18 protein-coding genes and 2 pseudogenes are annotated in these 17,122 nt (G+C 59.1%); 5 read left to right on the forward strand and 15 right to left on the reverse strand.

Features of this window, described 5'->3' with window-relative positions; translation table 11 throughout:
* A partial coding sequence (locus ASD52_RS37475; protein WP_156612996.1) for a 4Fe-4S dicluster domain-containing protein occupies positions 1-124 on the forward strand: 124 nt, incomplete at its 5' end.
* 130 nt (positions 125-254) lie between these two features.
* Here the strand turns inward: ASD52_RS37475 and ASD52_RS18720 are convergent.
* From ASD52_RS18720 to ASD52_RS18740, 5 genes and pseudogenes are all read right to left on the reverse strand, one after another.
* Positions 255-611, reverse strand: coding sequence for a type II toxin-antitoxin system HicB family antitoxin (locus ASD52_RS18720; protein ID WP_082571842.1), 357 nt, complete (start codon positions 609-611; stop codon positions 255-257).
* Positions 559-1,047: a TniQ family protein gene (locus ASD52_RS38545; protein ID WP_244497484.1), complete on the reverse strand. Its 489-nt coding sequence runs from the start codon at positions 1,045-1,047 to the stop codon at positions 559-561. Before ASD52_RS38545 ends, ASD52_RS18720 begins: the two co-directional genes overlap by 53 nt.
* Positions 1,048-1,657: 610 nt before the next feature.
* A pseudogene (locus tag ASD52_RS18725) lies at positions 1,658-2,028 on the reverse strand (type II toxin-antitoxin system HicB family antitoxin).
* A gap of 232 nt (positions 2,029-2,260) precedes the next feature.
* The gene (locus ASD52_RS18730; protein ID WP_057225153.1) at positions 2,261-2,686 is read right to left on the reverse strand and encodes a plastocyanin/azurin family copper-binding protein; all 426 of its coding nucleotides are present in this window, start codon (positions 2,684-2,686) and stop codon (positions 2,261-2,263) included.
* 653 nt (positions 2,687-3,339) lie between these two features.
* A complete protein-coding gene (locus ASD52_RS18740; RefSeq protein WP_057225213.1) occupies positions 3,340-3,861 on the reverse strand; it encodes a universal stress protein in 522 nt (173 codons plus the stop codon).
* Between the two features lie 594 nt (positions 3,862-4,455).
* Between ASD52_RS18740 and ASD52_RS40110 the strand changes: the two are divergent.
* Together ASD52_RS40110 and ASD52_RS18750 are read left to right on the forward strand one after the other, a co-directional pair.
* A pseudogene (locus ASD52_RS40110) lies at positions 4,456-4,539 on the forward strand (transcriptional regulator); the annotation flags it as partial.
* Positions 4,540-4,731: 192 nt separating this feature from the next.
* Complete coding sequence (locus ASD52_RS18750) at positions 4,732-5,094, forward strand: EF-hand domain-containing protein (RefSeq protein WP_057225158.1); 363 nt, start codon at positions 4,732-4,734, stop codon at positions 5,092-5,094.
* A gap of 350 nt (positions 5,095-5,444) precedes the next feature.
* On the opposite strand, the gene ASD52_RS18755 is transcribed toward ASD52_RS18750, so the two are convergent.
* From ASD52_RS18755 to ASD52_RS18780, 6 genes are all read right to left on the reverse strand, one after another.
* Positions 5,445-5,930, reverse strand: a complete 486-nt coding sequence (locus tag ASD52_RS18755; RefSeq protein WP_057207912.1) for an adenosine-specific kinase — start codon at positions 5,928-5,930, stop codon at positions 5,445-5,447.
* A 299-nt stretch (positions 5,931-6,229) separates the two neighbouring features.
* The gene (locus tag ASD52_RS38550) at positions 6,230-6,412 is read right to left on the reverse strand and encodes a hypothetical protein (RefSeq protein ID WP_156408098.1); all 183 of its coding nucleotides are present in this window, start codon (positions 6,410-6,412) and stop codon (positions 6,230-6,232) included.
* Between the two features lie 260 nt (positions 6,413-6,672).
* Positions 6,673-6,885 carry a hypothetical protein gene (locus ASD52_RS38555; protein ID WP_057225160.1) on the reverse strand — a complete coding sequence of 71 codons (213 nt, stop codon included), beginning with the start codon at positions 6,883-6,885 and terminating at the stop codon, positions 6,673-6,675.
* 138 nt (positions 6,886-7,023) lie between these two features.
* Complete coding sequence (locus tag ASD52_RS18770) at positions 7,024-8,910, reverse strand: heavy metal translocating P-type ATPase (RefSeq protein ID WP_057225162.1); 1,887 nt, start codon at positions 8,908-8,910, stop codon at positions 7,024-7,026.
* A gap of 290 nt (positions 8,911-9,200) precedes the next feature.
* The gene (locus ASD52_RS18775) at positions 9,201-9,824 is read right to left on the reverse strand and encodes a hypothetical protein (protein WP_057207919.1); all 624 of its coding nucleotides are present in this window, start codon (positions 9,822-9,824) and stop codon (positions 9,201-9,203) included.
* A gap of 339 nt (positions 9,825-10,163) precedes the next feature.
* Positions 10,164-11,324, reverse strand: coding sequence for an MFS transporter (locus ASD52_RS18780; RefSeq protein WP_057225165.1), 1,161 nt, complete (start codon positions 11,322-11,324; stop codon positions 10,164-10,166).
* 169 nt (positions 11,325-11,493) lie between these two features.
* On the opposite strand from ASD52_RS18780, the gene ASD52_RS40115 reads away from it, so the two are divergent.
* Positions 11,494-11,937 (forward strand): hypothetical protein, encoded by a 444-nt coding sequence (locus tag ASD52_RS40115; RefSeq protein ID WP_244497485.1) that lies wholly within the window; start codon positions 11,494-11,496, stop codon positions 11,935-11,937.
* 135 nt (positions 11,938-12,072) lie between these two features.
* On the opposite strand, the gene ASD52_RS18790 is transcribed toward ASD52_RS40115, so the two are convergent.
* From ASD52_RS18790 to ASD52_RS18805, 4 genes are all read right to left on the reverse strand, one after another.
* Positions 12,073-13,191 carry an IS110 family transposase gene (locus ASD52_RS18790; protein WP_057225167.1) on the reverse strand — a complete coding sequence of 373 codons (1,119 nt, stop codon included), beginning with the start codon at positions 13,189-13,191 and terminating at the stop codon, positions 12,073-12,075.
* Between the two features lie 221 nt (positions 13,192-13,412).
* A complete protein-coding gene (locus ASD52_RS18795; protein ID WP_225968559.1) occupies positions 13,413-14,468 on the reverse strand; it encodes a LacI family DNA-binding transcriptional regulator in 1,056 nt (351 codons plus the stop codon).
* Positions 14,465-14,689, reverse strand: a complete 225-nt coding sequence (locus tag ASD52_RS18800) for a tautomerase family protein (protein ID WP_057210132.1) — start codon at positions 14,687-14,689, stop codon at positions 14,465-14,467. Before ASD52_RS18800 ends, ASD52_RS18795 begins: the two co-directional genes overlap by 4 nt.
* A 15-nt stretch (positions 14,690-14,704) precedes the next feature.
* Entirely contained in the window at positions 14,705-15,616 is a 912-nt protein-coding gene (locus ASD52_RS18805; RefSeq protein ID WP_057225168.1) for an SMP-30/gluconolactonase/LRE family protein, read from the reverse strand.
* Positions 15,617-15,964: 348 nt separating this feature from the next.
* Between ASD52_RS18805 and ASD52_RS18810 the strand changes: the two genes are divergently transcribed.
* Positions 15,965-17,089: a sugar ABC transporter substrate-binding protein gene (locus tag ASD52_RS18810; protein WP_057210211.1), complete on the forward strand. Its 1,125-nt coding sequence runs from the start codon at positions 15,965-15,967 to the stop codon at positions 17,087-17,089.
* Positions 17,090-17,122 lie beyond the last annotated feature (33 nt).

Consider the following 17,122-nt stretch of genomic DNA (forward strand, 5'->3'; position numbering starts at 1 on the left):
CGTGCACTGCAAGACCTGCGACATCAACGTGCACTGCAAGACCTGCGACATCAAGGACCCGAACCAGAACATCAACTGGGTGCCGCCGCAGGGCGGCGAGGGACCGGTCTATCCCAACATGTGAGAGCCCGACTACGTTCGTCCACAATCAGGCGCGGTCGGCTGCCACTCAAGATCGCATAATGTATCGACTGGAATGCCAATCCATCGGACGATTGGTGATGCGTGAACGGATCCACGATGCCGCAATGGCACTACGCCGATAGGCGTGCCTCCGCAAAGTGGTCGGCGGCTTCTTCCAGCACCTCTTCTGCCCATTGGTTGAGACTCTTTCCCGAAAGCTCGGCAGCAAGAGCTGCTCGGCAATGGACCTCCGGAGCGACCCGAAACATCATCTTCCCAGAATAGGGCCCCTGAGGCTCTTTGCCGATTTTCTTGCAGGTGTCGAGAAAGTCATCGACTGCCTCATGGAAGGCTTTCTTGAGTTCAGCGACGCTGTCACCGTGAAAGCCGATTACATCGGAAATACCTGCAATCTTGCCGAAAAACACTTCGTCGTCAGCGTCGAACTCGATGCGAGCGTGATACCCGTTGTAGGTCATGGTGTTCAAGGGTGAACTGGCGGGCGATCTCCGCCCTCAGGCTCACCCGTAATTGCTCTTCGGTAAAACCTTTCAAGTCGACGATGTCGCCGGCGCCATTCGTCACCCCATAGTCGTCAACGGTCTCGGAGAAATAGACGACCCGCCATAGAGCAGGCTCGTACCCCTGCCCTTGCCGAGTTCGAAGGAGGCATGGGGACCGGCCTCGGGTCGCAAGTCGCCAGCGCCGCCGAAAATACGGCTGCGCGTCATCGGCAAGACATCGGGAGCAGAGTTGCAGCGGTCGAACTGCCGCGGCGCCATCGAGGCGAAGCGGCAGCGGGAGCGGCTTCAGCGGCGACAATGTCATTGTCATCACCGAGAGCTTTCGCGGCAAAAGACCGGTATGTGCGTGGAGCAGGCGGGCGACCTCGGCGTGAAGCCTGAGGTCAAGGGATCGGACCACATCCTTAAGCCGAGCACACGGGCGAACGCGCGAGGCGATCTGATCGGTCGTTGCCGCTCAAGCCATGATTGCGCCGCCTCGACCGAAGCGAACATCCCCTCCTAGGCCTTGCGGCAGGGCTCCTCAATGGCCCCCTTGATTAAGTTGGTGCCCGGTTGTGAGCGGCATCTGTAGCTCTTTGAGGCTGTTGCTGGTTAGCCCTGTGCTTAAAGATATAGGTATTGGTGGGTTGGCGTTTGTCGCCGGTGTAATGTTGGTTTGCGCCAATCCCCGGGTAGTAATCTCCGTCGCATTCTTGTGCAAGAGAAGAAAGGGGGGCGGCGGTTGCTATGGTGGAGATGATCGCCGCGAACAAAATTCTACAATTCTCATTCATTACTTCCTCCCACGTTGACGACATCGTTTTCTCATACGCCCATTTCGACATTGCCCCAGTCGCTAGTGCAGCCGGATTCCGACTGAAATCCCCAGCCACCCCATCGAAAGGGGCATGTAGAGGTGGCAGCAAGCCATTCACACGCTCATGAGCACCCCACACTGCGAGCATAAACGGGCAATTTCGAGACTTATTGGGGAGTGCAATCGGTCGCGGGACACCGCTCGTATGGTGTCAGTCCGAAACAATACTCCCGATCAATAAAGAGCCTACCGTGACTGCGAATGCATCGATCGCCTTTAGGACGTCTTCTGGCAGGGTGATGTTTACGCGAACGGTTCTTTTGGCTTCCGCCCTGACGCCAACTAGAATTGCAACACCGTCCTGGTCTCCGCGTCTGCCACAACCGCCTCCAGTGTAGAAGGCTCGGGAATTGCTTCGCCGTCTTCGGCTAGCCCTTCAATGTGTAGAGACAAGGCTTCTTCGGCCATAGCTCGCGCATCGTCGAGGTCGGTTCCGGCGGTGATCAGGCCCGGAAAGTCGGGAAAGGACACGCCGTAATCGCTGTCGGCATCCTTATGGATCAATCCGATATAATTGCGCATGTTCATTACCTCAGCTTAAGTCCTGCTTGTTTCTCGATACTCTTCAATGTTCCGATCGGAATGTCGAGACGCTGGTCCGGTCCGCGTCCTTGCGCATTCTGACCACGGCATCGGAAGCGTCCCGCCTTCACGGATAACCGAACTGACGGGCGATATGTTCGCGCCCGCGCGGTTTTCTCGGCCCATGCCCGTCGCCGTCTCGTTCCCGATATCGGCTCGAGGCGCATGGGACCTATTTAGTCACCGTCAACATGGCGTGCATGCCGGCTTCATAATGGCTCTTGATGTTGCAGAGGAGTACGTAGGAGCCCGGCGCAAGTTTCGCTTTTAACTGACCATCGGCACCTGGCTTCAGCTCGGAAACTTCGCCCATGCTTTTGAGCTTCTTCTCGTCGACCCGCCCTTTGGCGGCATCAACAACAATTTGCTGATCGGCCGACTTCAGCTTCACAAGTACCACCTCATGTTCTTCCGCAATGGCGTCGTTGTGGACGAGAAATGTCGCCTCGCCGGCCTTGATCGTGGACTGGTCGAGAGTCAGGGTCATTGGACCACCAGCTTCGCCACCCTCTGTGACTTTGACGATGGTTGCGGCGAATGCAGGCGTTGCAAGACAGACAATGGCAAAGACGGCAAATGTGTTCTGGAGGTATCGCATGCGGAGTTCTCCTTTTTGAATGGGCAGCTTTGAGGTCTAGAGGGATGCTGAAAGGCACCGGAACCTAAGGGCCTGGTCCTGTCGGTTTCCTGTCATTCTGTCGAATTGCTGGGTACGGACTTCGAGCGCGTTGCGTACGCGTAGTCATCGCTAGGACGGGTAATGGGATCTCGATTTCACCAGCGTGCTCCGCCCAAGCAAACCGGCTATCGCCAGTGCGGCGGCCGAGAAAAGGATCGCTCACCTGGCGATCCGACGTCGAAAGCGCGGGTCACAGTCATTTGCGATGATGCCGAAAGGCACCAGGACGTTAATCGGGCCACGCATCAGAAAATGCATGAAGAATATCTTTCGCGCGCCGAACTCTACCTCCGGCATCTCCGCGGCGAGCGACGATTGCGCAAACCATTGCACCGGGAAGAAGGCTAGACCCATCCCCAGAGCGGGGATTCTGCGGGGCGATCGGCCATTGACCCGCCGCCGGGGTTCGTCGGCATGAATCAGCGTAATATGAAACAACCTCGAGGGTCAGGTCCCGCAAATACGTCGTCATCGACCGGTCCAAACACGACTTCGACAGCACACTTCAAAGGTCTATACATCCGTAGGGCGATTTGTGTTGTCCACGGCTGATCTCACGCTGGCGGGTGAGTTCACCGCACTATCGTGACCGAGCAAAGCGCCTGTTGTGCGACCTTCTGCGAGACGCTTCCAAGCAGCATCCCGGCTAACCTTCCCAGCCCACGGCTGCCGACGACGATCATGTCTGCACCAATCTCGTCCGCTACGGCGAGAATGGTCTCAGCATAGTCGCCAGGTTCGACCCGCGTGTGCACGTCGTTGACGCCAAGAGTTCGTGCACGTTCCGCCGCATTCTCGACAATGCGTTCTCCGAGCACCGACCTCGTCTCGCCAATGCCGCCTTGCGAACTTTTGAATAAATCGTGCCTCGAGGAGAGGGCGCGCTCTTGCCCAGGCATCGTGATCGCCGAGACACGCCGCACCATATGCTCGGCTCGTGCAAGTTGGCTTGCTTCCTCGGCCCTCACGGCGTTCAATATGACGTGAAGGATAGTAACGCGCGCGCCCGGACCCCTTGCGATGTTGGCTGCCACCTCCACGGCCTTCCAAGCCGTATCGGAGCCGTCTGTTGCAACAAGAACGTGTTTGATCATCATCGTCCCTCCGGTTCAGCAAGTCTCCCACAACTGAGGCGGAATGTATTGATACTGGTCAAAGGACTGCAAGCGTATTTCGAAACCTGCGCTGACGTCGCGGCGAGCGCCAAGGCGCCGGATAATACGGACAGCGCGGCTGCGGCCACGCAGACTTGGCATCGGCATTCTTGATGCCGATCAATGTAGGCTCTCGGGTCGCGTTCCGGATCGATTTCCGCAAACTAGTTTTACGATACTTGCGACCGACAGCCGGGCATAATTTCTATTCTTCTGCACCAAAAAATCTCAGGCGAGCCTCAGCTTGGTACGCTGCGGGGGAGGGCGCAGGCGGCGGTGTCAGCACTGTGCTCCGTGTCGCGTGTGAGGTTGGAACCGCTTACGCTGTCCACAAAGTTATCGATGTCCGTTCTCATTATAGCTCTCAACCTCACCATCGACGTTTCAAGCCTCGCTGAGCGCCCATTTATGGGCCGTCGTGTTCGATCGGGCCCTTTGATGCGCGCCATTGACGAACGGAATGCGATTAAACAGCCGAGGGCTATTGCGCCGAGAACTTCGAGGAGCGCGATCTTTCATAGGACGTCATTTAACACCTGTGACGACACCTTCTCGCTGGTGTCACTGGTGTCGGCCGGTCTTGGCATCGGCTTTGCGTCGGAGTGGAGGGGCGGTCTGCGAATTTCGATCCTTGAACCTGCGATCATGCCCATCGGATAAATGTCGTGCTCCAATTGACGTGGCGCAAGGAAACCGGTCCGCACTATTGGTAGTTTGTCGCATGTTCATACGACTGCACTTGAGCGCCAAAGCGCGGACGCAAACCCGTGCCTTGCCTCGGCTCTCCTGCTTCTCGAAAGGAGAACGAACATGAATACAGCAAAACTTGCATATGTGGCGATTGGCGCCACGCTCCTAGCAAACAGCCCCACGCCATCCTTGGCTCAAACAGCCCCCGCCGAGAAACAAGATGCGCGGCCGGGTTACTCTGAGATGATGCCTGGCGAGATGATGGGGGGGAGGCAGCGCGGCATGATGGGTGGCATGCGCCAAAACATGATGCAAGGCCACATGATGAAGATCATGTTTGCCGTTGCCGATGTTGATGGCGACGGCGCCCTGTCGTTCGACGAAGTCACAACGATCCACAAGAGGATCTTCGAGACGGTCGATGCGAACAAGGACGGCAAGGTGACGCCCGAGGAGATGCAGGCCTTCATGCGCGATCAATGAGGCCTGGAAACCGGCTTTTTCGCCGGCATGCGGACCATAAAAAGGTCTGGAGAGCCGGTTCCGTCCGTTCGCAAACGTCCCCACACGCGGCTCCGCCGCGCCTGTGTAGCTGGCGCAATGCCTGCATCGTAGTGAAAACAATTGCTCACCGTTTGTCGTTGCGCTCAAAAAACGAGGGCCGTGGTGACAACCAGCCCCTTGTTTTTGCAATCGATAATACGGTTTCCAATATCGAGTTGGCATTCTGATGCAGGGTCGTAAATTGAACTTCATTCCCGGCGGTTTGTCGCCCTCCGCATCCGGCAGTCTCGAATTCCCTTGGCACCGCAGGCGCCGGCTTTGTCCAGCCACTACAGCTTGTAGCCGATCTTTCGGAGCAGGTCTTTCCGCCACGCGATGTCCGCATCGGTTTCGAAGCCCAGCGGTGAGGCGCCATCCACCACGCCGAGCACGCCGCGGCCCAGTTCAGTTTGCGCGACGATCACCTGTGTCGGGTTGGCAGTCGCACAATAGATGCGACAGACCTCTGGCACCGCACGCACCGCAGCCAGCACGTTGATGGGAAAGAATCCGTCGCCGAGGAAGATCAGGAAAGTGTGGCCGGCGCCAATGGCCAATGCGTTGTCACGTGCCAGGGCAAGCTCGGCTTCGTCATTACCCGACCAACGCACCAGCCGCTTACCGGAGGCCTCACAGAAGGCCAGCCCGAAGCGGATGCCTGGAACCGCGCCCACCAATGCCTCGTGGAGATCTTCCACGGTCTTGATGAAATGCGACTGGCCAAAAATGAAGTTGGCGGCGTCCGGCTTGACGATGGGCACCACGGTGAGTTCCATGGCTGCGCTCCTTCAAGGTAGGCAACGCGATGGTAGGTAGGCCCACAGAAGGCGATTTCAAGCCATCACATGCGGCCAATTCGCCCTCCGCGCCGCCACCGGAGGGCCAGAGCGCGGCTCGCCTACCGTGACTTCGAAATGATCCGCGCGACGCAACGGTGGCTGGTGAGCTGGATCAGGCTGCCCGACGACGAGAATGTCGAGGTCGGCGTCGGCCCAGTCGGCTTCAGCATCGTTATCTGCGAGGAGCTTGCTACGTCCGCAATGACGAGGGTTCAGACCCGAGGTCCGGTATTGCACTACATGGCGCGCGAGGCGCGCGCCAGCAGGACACCGGTCAATGAACCTGCGAAACCGAGGTGGGCCAGATATTGCGTGATGACCGTGCTGTAAGTCAACATGCCGACAAGGCGACCGCGCGCTACCCAGGACGGACTAACCGATAGATCGACAGTCGCCGAGATGAGCAATGGCTGAGTCAATGTCGTCGCGCCGCGATATAGGAGCGAGTGAGCGAAAGGTTGGGCATTCGGGAATGGTGCGGTGCCGCCAGGAACGTTGCAAGGGTGGCCTCATCGAAGCGCTCAGCTTCGGCGATCTGTGCGAATGTTGGAACAGTGTCCGAACCTTGACGTTGCTCGGGTGCCACGACGTGACACCCGCTGCACCAGCGCTTCAAGCGGGTGGTCACTCGGCTATCAATCTATGACGCCACATCCAGAGAAACGCGCATTGATGCGCGTCAAAATGCGCGGCCCAAACCGATCTCAATCTCGTCGTTTGTCAACGAGCGATGCCGCTTGCTTGAGGGATGTGCTTCCAATCGATTGATAGTGAACTTTTCGTGGAAATCAGCATCAGCAAACAACGCACGGTTCGCCGCGTCGCACTGGTGGAGGTTGTTCGCAGACGGTGTCGGCCTTGCATGCATGGAATTTGTGATCACCAACTCCATCCAGATACACCCGATGGCGCTTGTCTATTTCGATCGGCTGCACGATAAGGGCCGGTGGTGGTCGGCGTGTGGTGATTAGGTTTGAGGAAAGACCGAAGCTCCATTGGCGGCCCTCGCTACCTTCTGGAAGATATGCACTTACGAATTTGCCGGGGCAGGCGAGGCCGATCCTTCGGTGGAGGAAATGTTTGACGGCCCACTCAAGGCTCGCAAAGCGTTAACGATCGCTGCGATGTCTATCCCTTCCTGCAAAAGGGCGCCGGCGACCGGAGTTATGTATCCAAAGGCCGCAAAGACCATCGCGATCCCCGACAAAGCCAGACCGACAACGATGCTTTGCAAGGCGATTCGCCTTGTACGCCGTGCGATCATGACAGCATGAGGTACGCGATCAATCCGATCGACCAGGATCACGACATCCGCAGCTTCTGACGAGGCGGTCGCCCCGCGGGCACCCAGGGCGATGCCAATATCAGCCGCAGCCAGTGCCGGCGCATCATTGATCCCGTCACCCACCATCATCGTCGGCTGGCGACGTTGTTCGGCCGCAACGGCTGCAAGCTTTTCGGCCGGACTACGATCGCCATAGACCTCGTCGATCCCAAGGGAAGATCCGACGATGCTGGCGGTCTCGGCGTCATCGCCGGTGACCATGATGATACGCGAAATGCCGGCTGCATGAAGCTGAGCCAATGCGGCCGGCGCCTCAAGGCGGATTGCGTCCGCCAAAACGAGGAATGCAGCGATCCGACCGTCCACGGACACATAGATTGCGAGTCCCGAACTGCCTTCCCTAGCTGATGCAACCGAACAGGCCCATGCCGGTGCCTCTCCATCTGCAAGGACAAGGGCACGCGACCCGGCGCGCACATGCCTACCCTCGACAATGCCCTCCAATCCGGAGCCGCGAAACTCCCGGACATTTGTCGGCGATGACAGTGGCATTCCCTTCGCTCGCGCCAAGGCAACGATGGTCTCGGCCAGAACATGGTGTGAGGCCTGCTCGAGGGATGCGAGAAGGCGCAAGATTTCTTCGGCGTCGCTATTTGGCGCCGTTTCGAAGAAAGTTATGCGTGCCCCGCCTTCAGTCAATGTCCCCGTCTTGTCGAAAATGACAGTGCGGACAAGGGCAAGCGCCTCGAGCGCGGAGCTTCCCTTCATCAGGACGCCCGCGCGTGCGGCGCGCGAGACGCCGCCGATGAAGGCAACGGGTGCGGCGAGAATGAGCGGGCAGGGAGTGGCGACAACGAGCACGGCGAGTGCCCTGATGCGATCACCCGATAGCCACCACGCAAGACCTGCAACGAGAAGCGTCGCTGGCAAAAGCAGCAGGGCGAAACGATCGGCTATTCGGATGAACGGTGCCTTGGCGGTCTGTGCCTCTTCGACCATACGGACAATGCCGGCATAGGTGCTCTTACTGGCTGGGGCAGACGCTCGATAGTGGAACGCCTCGCCGGCATTGACGGTGCCGCTTCTAAGGTGTTCACCCTTCCGCCGAATTTCCGGCAAAGGCTCGCCGGTCACGGCGGACTCGTCAAGCTTGGCCTGTTCATTAAGAAGGTGCCCGTCTACGGGCAACAGCTCGCCGGCTCTTACCAGCAAGTCATCACCTACGACGATCTCTCCAGCCGCAATGTCCGTTACTTCGCCCTCAGCGACCTTGTGGGCAATGCGGGGCGTTCGATCACGAAGCGACCTCAGGTCGCGTTCGGCTTTGCCGCGTGCGTAATCTTCCAGCAGGTTGCCGCCAGTATACATCATGGCGACCACCACACCCGCGAGTGGCTGCCCCATGGCGATCGAAGCTATCATCGCCACGAGCGCTATGGCGTCCACACCCATCCGTCCGACCAGGAAATCGCGCACAATCGTGATTGCGAGCGCTGCGACCACCGGAACTGTCGCGCCGCTCCAAATGAGGTCGGGTGCCAGCGGCCAGCCGAAGTATTTTACCAGTAAGCCGGCAAGCATGCCGGCTAGAGCGACCGCCAGAAATGCAAGGTGGAAGAAACCCGCTCTCATGCAATCCGCACCTCCCGCTGTCCATTCCGAGGCTCAGGCGATTGTGCCGCAATAGAGTACCGGCGCGGCAGCCCCCGGTTGACCGCTCGATGCCGAACAGCAGGCCAAGCGTCCCACCAAGCAGCAGGCTTCGAAGCAGTTGTTCAATGTACCATGAGAACCGGCACTGACGGGGTCTCGAGCATCGAGCGGGTTAACCCGCCAAAAAACCCGCTCGCGCATTCGCGAATGGCCATAGGCGCCCATCACCATCACCATCAGCTCTGCCGAGGCGTCCCGCGCGTATCGGTTCAGCACTTCGTCAATGCTGCGTCCCTCGCTTGGCACCGCTCGACGGCGACCGAGACGCCATGGCGAACAAGGTATGCCGCGATGTCGGCGCCGGGTTCTTCGCCATTGCGACCGTAGCTGGCGCGGGGATCCACCATCGTGACCTGCACGTCATCTGCGCCTGCCAGAATGCCCATTGCCTCGCGGGCCGCCCGAGCCGCCTCGAAACCCGAATCCCAAGCCAGCACGACTTTTTTCGGAGTAAGTGTCGCGGTTTTGCCTCTGGGCACGATCAGTATCGGACGTGCGGAACGAAACAACGCTCCATCGAGCGTGCGGGAGCGTAGTTCCGGATCGGCCATCAGCCCATCGCCGACAAGCGTGAGATCGCAATAGCGCCCCCTCTCTCCGATTTCGTCGTCTGCCCAGGCAATTTCTGCGTACATCGTGGCGACGTCGAAGGATATTCCCGTCTGATCCAGGATCGCTTTTGCCTTTTCCACACATGTCTCAAGCCTGACGATATCGCGCTGCCTTTCATCGAGCCAATCGACGGACACACCAGCTGCATATTCGCCAATTGGCGGAGGTGACGCGAGTTTGACAATCAACAGTGAAAGAATGCTTCTCCCGCGCTCGATCATTCTGGCTCCGGGTCTTGGTGCGCAAGGCGGTGACGTCAGCAGCATACATGCCCTTCGTGGAACACAGCAGGGCGATCTTTTAGTTCCGGTTTCGAGCGGTCCCACTCGCGCCGAAGATCGAGGCATTTCTATCGCGGTCTATCGAGCGGCGTAAGCAACAAGCTCGCCACGCTGAATGAAGCAACACACCACCCCCATCAAGCGGGAGCCGCCGACGTGGAAAGCTACCCACGCGGGCACGATTCCCATGATGAAGAAAGAAGCCGAAGAAAATGTGATGAAAAGCGCTCAGAGGAGTTCGTGCGACTTTAACGCCGAACTCTTGCAACGTAACAAGCTTTAGGATCCTTGCAGCCGCAAAAACCGCCGGTCGACCATGGTCAGGGCAAGTGAAGCTGCCAAACTGATACCGAGAACGATCATGGCGCTAGCGGTGCCAGCCACTTCCAGCTGCGTTGCCGCGATGGGCAAAACAACCAGGATAGCCAGATTGTTGAGGCTTTCAGAAACTGCCAGAACCTGACCTTTGTCAGCGTCGCTGCGGGTGGCGAGCATGGACGTGCTCGCTGGCGCGGCGAGGCCAAGCGCAAATCCCCAGATGACAAGACAGACAAGCCCTCCTGTTAAGGGAAGGGGCGCGAGCATGAATGTGCTGACCGCCAAAATAAGAAGTGCGAGGGCTACAACGAGCGTCACGTCGTCTTTTCGGCAAAGGCGGCTGACGGGGCCGATGCCGAGATTACCAATTGCAAGCCCGAGGCCGAACGCCGACACCGAAACTCCGACTGCGCCAACACTTAGGCCGTGACGTAATCGAAGCACTTCGCCGGCAAGAAGGAAACCAGCCACTGCCGTTCCGTTCCATAGACCTTTTGCAAACAGCGGACGAGTGATACTTCCTCGAACAATCCAGGCGAGCCGCTTCGGCTTTTTTGCTGGACGGCGGGACGGTTGAGAGGGGATCACACGCTGCGCGATGATGAAGGCCACTAGGCATCCAGTCGCGGTAACATGAAAGGGTGCGCGCCAGTCGAAGGCGTCCGTCAGGATGCCGGCAAACACCGGACCAGCTACTATTCCGAAGGTCATGCCGATCATGACGACTCCCATGGCGGCAGATTGCCGGCGAGCCGGGACGATATCAGACACCAACGCGAAGGCTGTCGGAATGAGCGCCGCCGATGCCACTCCCCCAAACACCCGCAGCGCGATGGCTGCGCCAAAACTTGGAGCAATCGTCAACGCTAGGCCGTCAACGGCGAAAAGGACAAGGGAGACTAAAAGGAGACGGCGACGGTCCATGCGATCAGACAGAAATCCGAAGATTGGAGCCGCGATAGCATAGGACAACGCGTAACTGGACACGAGCCAGGATGCGTGTGCGGGCGTTATGTCGAAAGCCTGCGCGAGTGGCGCAAGCATGGCAGACAGCATGAACTCGGTCGCTCCGACGAAAAAGACGGCGAGAGCAAGAATATGCAAGAGAATTCGTGAGGGCACGATTATCCTCCTTCAATGTCGTGTTGAGAGGTAACCGGCGCGCGAGTGTTTGCGGTCGCAAACATAGCACCGGAGCAAAGTCGAATGGGGGAATTTAGAGGGAGCGACTGTACGCCCGCACGCAGGAAGAGCCTGCTATTGGTCTGCTTCTATCTCAATGTGGATGAGAATGAAAGACCGCTCCAATGATAGAAGCTGTTGGACAGCCGTTACGCGAACCTCGCGTAGTGGCGAACATGCGACGCTCGATCTCGGCTACGGCCAATCTGCGGTTTCCTTCACATGGTCTGGATTTGAAGAAATGGACGAAGTCACTGGTGACGGCCACTCCGAATTTCCAGACGATGGCGCAATCGAGATCGTGTTCGCTTACGACAATGGCGACGAGGCCGTTCTAAAGGCCAAACCAGGGACTTCTTCAACAGTCTGCTCTTATGTTCGTTTGCAAGCTTTTAGTCATAACTCTTTCCTTTCCGGCTTTGACGACGAAAGCATATGCGTGGAGCTGTTGAACAAGGCAGGAGACAGGGCATTTAGACGACGGCTGGCATACTCTTATGCGCGGGTTGGGTACCGCATTTCCGTGTTTTCGTCTGGGGCTGCCTCTGTCTAGGATCGGGCATGGATTTTATCCGCCACATAGCAGACGACGAGGGTTCCCCCACCGGAGCCCTGTCTCCAGCCTTGTCCAACAGCAGATGATTTCAATTTTTGAGTTATGTGTCTCTCTTCAAGCCTGCCATGGGCATTAGATCTTTGCCTTGGGATTGACCTCCTGTCCAATCGCCCACAGGAACGCTGCCATTTCTCGGGCAATGGCGGTGACAGCGACGACCTTCGGCTTGCCGGCCGCCATCAGCTTGCGATAGCGCGCGCAGAGTCGCACCTGGCCTTTCCAGGCAATCTCTCGAACCGCCCTTGGCAGTCCCTCCAGCCGTGCTTGGATTGTCGAGCTTACACGGGCCGGGAAGCGATATGTCCAGGCGCCTTCTATGAGGACCCTTCGCGCGCGCATGTTGCCTGCCTTGGTAATCCCCCCACGCTTGACCCGTTCGCCCGTCGAGCTTTCCGACGGCACAAGACCAAGATACGCCATCAACTGACGGGGATTATCAAAGCGCCTGACATCGCCGATCTCGACCACAAAGGTGACCGCGGTCATGAACGCGACGCCGCGCATTGCTTGGTAGGCGGCCACAACCGGGGCCATCGACCAGGATGCCGCGGTCTCCACCACCAGCTGGGTCAGCCTGTCCAGACGCACGCCGGCATCCTCGATGGCCTGGCAATATTCTGCCAACAGGATTTGGTGGGCCGGGTGATCGAAGGCCTGGCGTGTTAGCCATCTTGTATGGGCACGCGTCCAAGGCGTGCGGCCGGTATAGGTCCGGCCATGACGCAACAAGAAAGACTGAAGTTGCTGACGTGCCTGCTTCAACGCGTCGTTGGCAGCCTCGCGAGCCCGTACCAGGTCGCGGATCGCCTCATGAGCTTCGTCCGGAACCCAGAACGCGGTCAGCTCGCCCGCGCGATGCAGGCGCGCCAGGCTTACGGCATCCCGGCGGTTTGTCTTCACTCGGTCGCCCGCACGCTTGGGAACCAGCGACGGTGCCACCACCACGCAGTCATGCCCCAGTTCGACAATCTGGCGATAAAGACCGTAACCCGTGGGACCGGCCTCGTAGCAAAAGTGAAGCTTGGCTCCGCGCTTTGAAAGTTTGTTGACCATCGATGCCACCGACGCCGGATCCGAGGGGATGTCGCCGAAAAACCGCACCTCGCCGTTGCGCAATCCATCCGCAACCGCCACCGAAATCTTCAGCTTGGACGTATCCAAGCCGATGAAAATTACGCTATCTTCTTTCATGGTTCGCCCTCGCTAAGCGTGGGGCTCGGCTCCGGCCTATCCAGAGCAACCCCCGAATTCAGCTTACCGCGGGGGCGGCCACCTTCACCCCACGAACATACGGTCTAGTGGCAGCGAGAGGTCTCCGCGCAGCCGATGTTGCCGCTATGGAGAACCTAACCGAAGTGCATCATGTATCATCTGGATTGTGCGCTGCGGCCGATCCTTGAGAATGTGCCGTTTCATCGCGCCGTACTTTCGCGAACCTGAAGCTCGAAGCCCAAGTCGACGATCGGCGATTCAATTGGCCGGCCGGCAAGTCGATCCAGCACCATCTGCACCGAGCGCCGGCCGATTTCATAGCGCGGCGTGCGTACGCTGGTGAGCGACGGATAGGCGACGTGCATCATGTCGAGATCGTTGAAGCCGCAGATTGCCATGCTGTGCGGCACGGCGATACCCGCCCGCTGGCATTCGAACAGCACGCCCATGGCAAGGTCATCATTGTTGCAGAAGACCGCATCAAGATCGGCGACCTTGGCAAGCGCATCGGCCAGGAGCGGCGCACCGAGCGATACGCGTGAAGGCGTCAGCGTGGTGGTTACCAGCTTGGGATCAAAGAGCTGAGCGGTCTCCAGAGCCGAGCGGTAACCGGCGAGGCGACGCTGCGAGCGAGGATCCATTCGCGCGCCGATGAAGCCTATACGGCGATATCCAGCCTCGATCAGATGGTTGGTCGCCGCCTTACCGCCATCGAAGTGGGAGAACCCGACCAGCATATCGACCGGATCGTCGCCATACTCCATGATCTGCACGATAGGGCAATCCGCGCTCTCGAGCAGTTTGCGGGTCGTTTCGGTCTGGTCGATGCCGGACACGATCAGCGCCGATGGCCGCTGGCTCAAAAACATCCGCATCAGCCGTTCCTCTTCCCGGGGCGAATAGTGGGTATTGCCCATCTGTATCTGCAACGGACCGTCGCCGAGCTCGTCATAGATGCCTCTCACCGTGTCGGCGAAGACGATGTTTGTCAGTGACGGCACGAGAACACCGATCACATCGGCTCGGGAGGAGGCGAGCGCGCGCGCATTGGGGTCGGGCGCATAGCCGAGCTGGACCACCGCCGTATCGATCTCCGCGCGCAGTTCGGCCGAAACCAGCGACGGATCGCGTAGCGCGCGCGACACGGTAATCGCGGCAACCCCTGCCAGCTTTGCGACGTCGGCTATGGTTGGCCTCCCACTGCCGCGTCGGCTTGCCTTCCGGCTCTGGTCTTTGGAAGTGATGTCGTCCTTCACGTCGGCTCCTGCTGGCTGCGTGAGCGCAGGGTCCCGACATCGATGCGGCCGACATACCAGTTCCCTGCGTCCACCTCATCGAAGACGACGGAGATTTCGCGCTCGGATAATCCGGTTGCCTCGGCAATCGCGGCAGTGACCTGGCTGCTGATTGCCGCCTTCTTGGCCGCAGGATCGTCGGCGAGGGTCTCGCCCACGATGGTGATCCGCACGAACGGCATGGCTGGCCTCCTGCCTCAGTCGAGTCTTGCGCCGTTGACCATCAGCCGAACGGCATAAAGCGAGCTGGTGGCGCAGATGTAGAGGATGTTTCGCTTAGGCCCGCCGAACACGCAATTGGCGGTGTCTTCCGGCACTCTCACCTTGCCGAGCAAGGTGCCGTCCGGGTGGTAGCAATGGATGCCGTCGCGGGCGCTTGTCCAGATCCGCCCTTCGTCGTCCAGGCGGAACCCGTCAAAGAGGCCTACGGTGCAATCGGCAAAGACCCGCCCGCCCGATATCGCGCCCGGCTCGTTCACATCGAAGACGCGCATATGCGCAGGAAGGTCGGGCCCATGCGTCCGGCCGGTGTCGACGACGTAGAGCTCTTTTTCGTCAAGCGAAAAGGCGAGGCCATTCGGCCGCACCATGTCGGTAATGACGGCCGCAACCGCGCCCGTCGCCGGGTCGACACGATAGACGTGGCAGGCGCCGATTTCACTTTCGGCCTTGTGGCCCTCGTAATCGGACTCGATGCCGTAGGCGGGATCGGTGAACCAGATCGACCCGTCTGATCGCACGACGACGTCGTTCGGCGAGTTGAGCCGCTTGCCGTTCCAGCGATCGGCGACGGTGGTGATGCTCCCGTCATGTTCGGTGCGGCTGACACGGCGGCCACCGTGCTCACAGGTCACCAGACGGCCATGCCGGTCGGTGGTATTGCCGTTCGCGAAGTTCGACGGTTGGCGAAAGATGCTCACATGCCCGTCGGTTTCGTCATAACGCAGCATCCGGTCATTCGGGATATCCGACCACACCAGATAGCGCCCGGCGGCGAAATAGGCCGGCCCTTCGGCCCAGCGACACCCCGTGTAGAGCTGTTCCACTCGGGCGCTGTGGTTGACCAGGCTGGCAAAGCGCTGGTCTACGATCTCGAAATCCTCGGCCATGGGTACCCTCATGCGGCAACGATCGCACTCTGACCGCTGCATGATAGCGCTAACATCACGGAAGTGAATAGCCTTCCTCGATCGGTGTCGACCGTCGCCGAAATTCAACTGAAAATTGGGAAGTTCGGTTCTCGGTAATCCGCAAATGTTACTTTACAATTTTTTGTGGTAGCGCTACCTAATTAAGAGACAGCGGTGTTTTCGGGAGGAGACCAGAGCGCCTCGTCAATGGTTGAAAGCAGGCATCCAGCGTGCCGGTGCCAGAGAAGTTCGTGCCGTTCCGGGGGAAGGAGTTCCCTCTCGAACCGGAGAACAAAATCAGCGGCGCGCCAATGGGAGGAAATGTCGATGGTGAAGTCACTCGCTGGCGGCATCGTTGCTGCCACTGCCTTTTTCATGTTGGGATCGGCCGCCTACGCAGAGCCGGAAGTGGTTTCAGGGCCCGCGGCGGAGCCGGAATGTTTCGCGCCCTGGTCGGCAGACACCAAATTCTTCAAGTTTCCGAAAAAGGACGGCCCATACCGCATCGCTCTTGCGAACGGCTACATTGCCAACACCTGGCGTATCCAGATGGTGCAGACAGCCAAGGCCTATGCCGCTCAGCCCGACGTCGCGGCCAAGCTGAAGGAGTTCAAGGTCGTATCGACGGGTGAGGACGTGCCCGCCCAAATCTCGGCGATCAACAACTTCATCGATTCCGGCTATGACGCCATCGTCGTCAACGCCCAGAACCCGACGGCATTCGCGCCCGTCATCAAGCGGGCGAAGGAAGCCGGCGTGGTGCTGGTTGCCTTCGATAACATCCTCGACACCGAGGACGCGATTAACGTGAACGTCGACCAGAAGGGGCTCGGCGGACTGTGGGGCGAATGGCTCGTCAAACATCTGCCGAATGGCGGCAAGGTACTCGAGGTGCGCGGTGTGGCCGGAACTTCGGTCGACACCGACCGTCACGATGGGATCCATGAGAAACTCCAGGCATCGGGCAAGAAATTCGAAGTCGTCGAGGTCATGGGAAAGTGGGATGACGCGGTGGCCCAGAAGGTGACGGCGGATGCGATCGCCACCAGCGGTCCCTTTGACGGCATTACCGGTCAGGGTGGCGATACCGGCATCGTCCAGGCGATGATCGACGCCAAACATCCGTTCGTGCCGTTTGGCGGCGAAACCGAAAACGGGTTTCGCAAGTTCTGCGCAGCACATGCCGCCGACGGCCTGAAATGCTCGTCGGCTGGAACCGGACCTGCACAGGTGGCCGTTGCCATCAAGACGGCGATCGCCGCGCTCGAGGGACAGGTGGTGCCGCAGTCGGTCAAGTTGCCGTTGGCCATTGTCGAAGATCCGAATTTCAAGGAGGGCCAGGATTACTTCCAGTCCGAATCCGACAATTTCTTCGTCGGTAATTCCTTCCCTACCTGCGGGATTAATTTCTCCGCCCAGGAGATCATGAAGCAGAGCAAGGAAAACAAGTAGGTCGATCAGGAACGGGCACCGCACAGCTAGCCG

It is taken from the genome of Ensifer sp. Root142 (genome assembly GCF_001426785.1).
Taxonomy (GTDB): domain Bacteria; phylum Pseudomonadota; class Alphaproteobacteria; order Rhizobiales; family Rhizobiaceae; genus Ensifer; species Ensifer canadensis.

Excerpts from the sequence above, each read along its gene's own strand:
- ASD52_RS18730 (WP_057225153.1), bottom strand. The coding sequence starts at position 2,686 with ATGCGATACCTCCAGAACACATTTGCCGTCTTTGCCATTGTCTGTCTT.
- ASD52_RS18740 (WP_057225213.1), bottom strand. The coding sequence starts at position 3,861 with ATGATCAAACACGTTCTTGTTGCAACAGACGGCTCCGATACGGCTTGG.
- ASD52_RS18750 (WP_057225158.1), top strand. The coding sequence starts at position 4,732 with ATGAATACAGCAAAACTTGCATATGTGGCGATTGGCGCCACGCTCCTA.
- ASD52_RS18755 (WP_057207912.1), bottom strand. The coding sequence starts at position 5,930 with ATGGAACTCACCGTGGTGCCCATCGTCAAGCCGGACGCCGCCAACTTC.
- ASD52_RS38555 (WP_057225160.1), bottom strand. The coding sequence starts at position 6,885 with ATGGAGTTGGTGATCACAAATTCCATGCATGCAAGGCCGACACCGTCT.
- ASD52_RS18770 (WP_057225162.1), bottom strand. The coding sequence starts at position 8,910 with ATGAGAGCGGGTTTCTTCCACCTTGCATTTCTGGCGGTCGCTCTAGCC.
- ASD52_RS18775 (WP_057207919.1), bottom strand. The coding sequence starts at position 9,824 with ATGATCGAGCGCGGGAGAAGCATTCTTTCACTGTTGATTGTCAAACTC.
- ASD52_RS40115 (WP_244497485.1), top strand. The coding sequence starts at position 11,494 with ATGAAAGACCGCTCCAATGATAGAAGCTGTTGGACAGCCGTTACGCGA.
- ASD52_RS18790 (WP_057225167.1), bottom strand. The coding sequence starts at position 13,191 with ATGAAAGAAGATAGCGTAATTTTCATCGGCTTGGATACGTCCAAGCTG.
- ASD52_RS18800 (WP_057210132.1), bottom strand. The coding sequence starts at position 14,689 with ATGCCGTTCGTGCGGATCACCATCGTGGGCGAGACCCTCGCCGACGAT.
- ASD52_RS18805 (WP_057225168.1), bottom strand. The coding sequence starts at position 15,616 with ATGGCCGAGGATTTCGAGATCGTAGACCAGCGCTTTGCCAGCCTGGTC.
- ASD52_RS18810 (WP_057210211.1), top strand. The coding sequence starts at position 15,965 with ATGGTGAAGTCACTCGCTGGCGGCATCGTTGCTGCCACTGCCTTTTTC.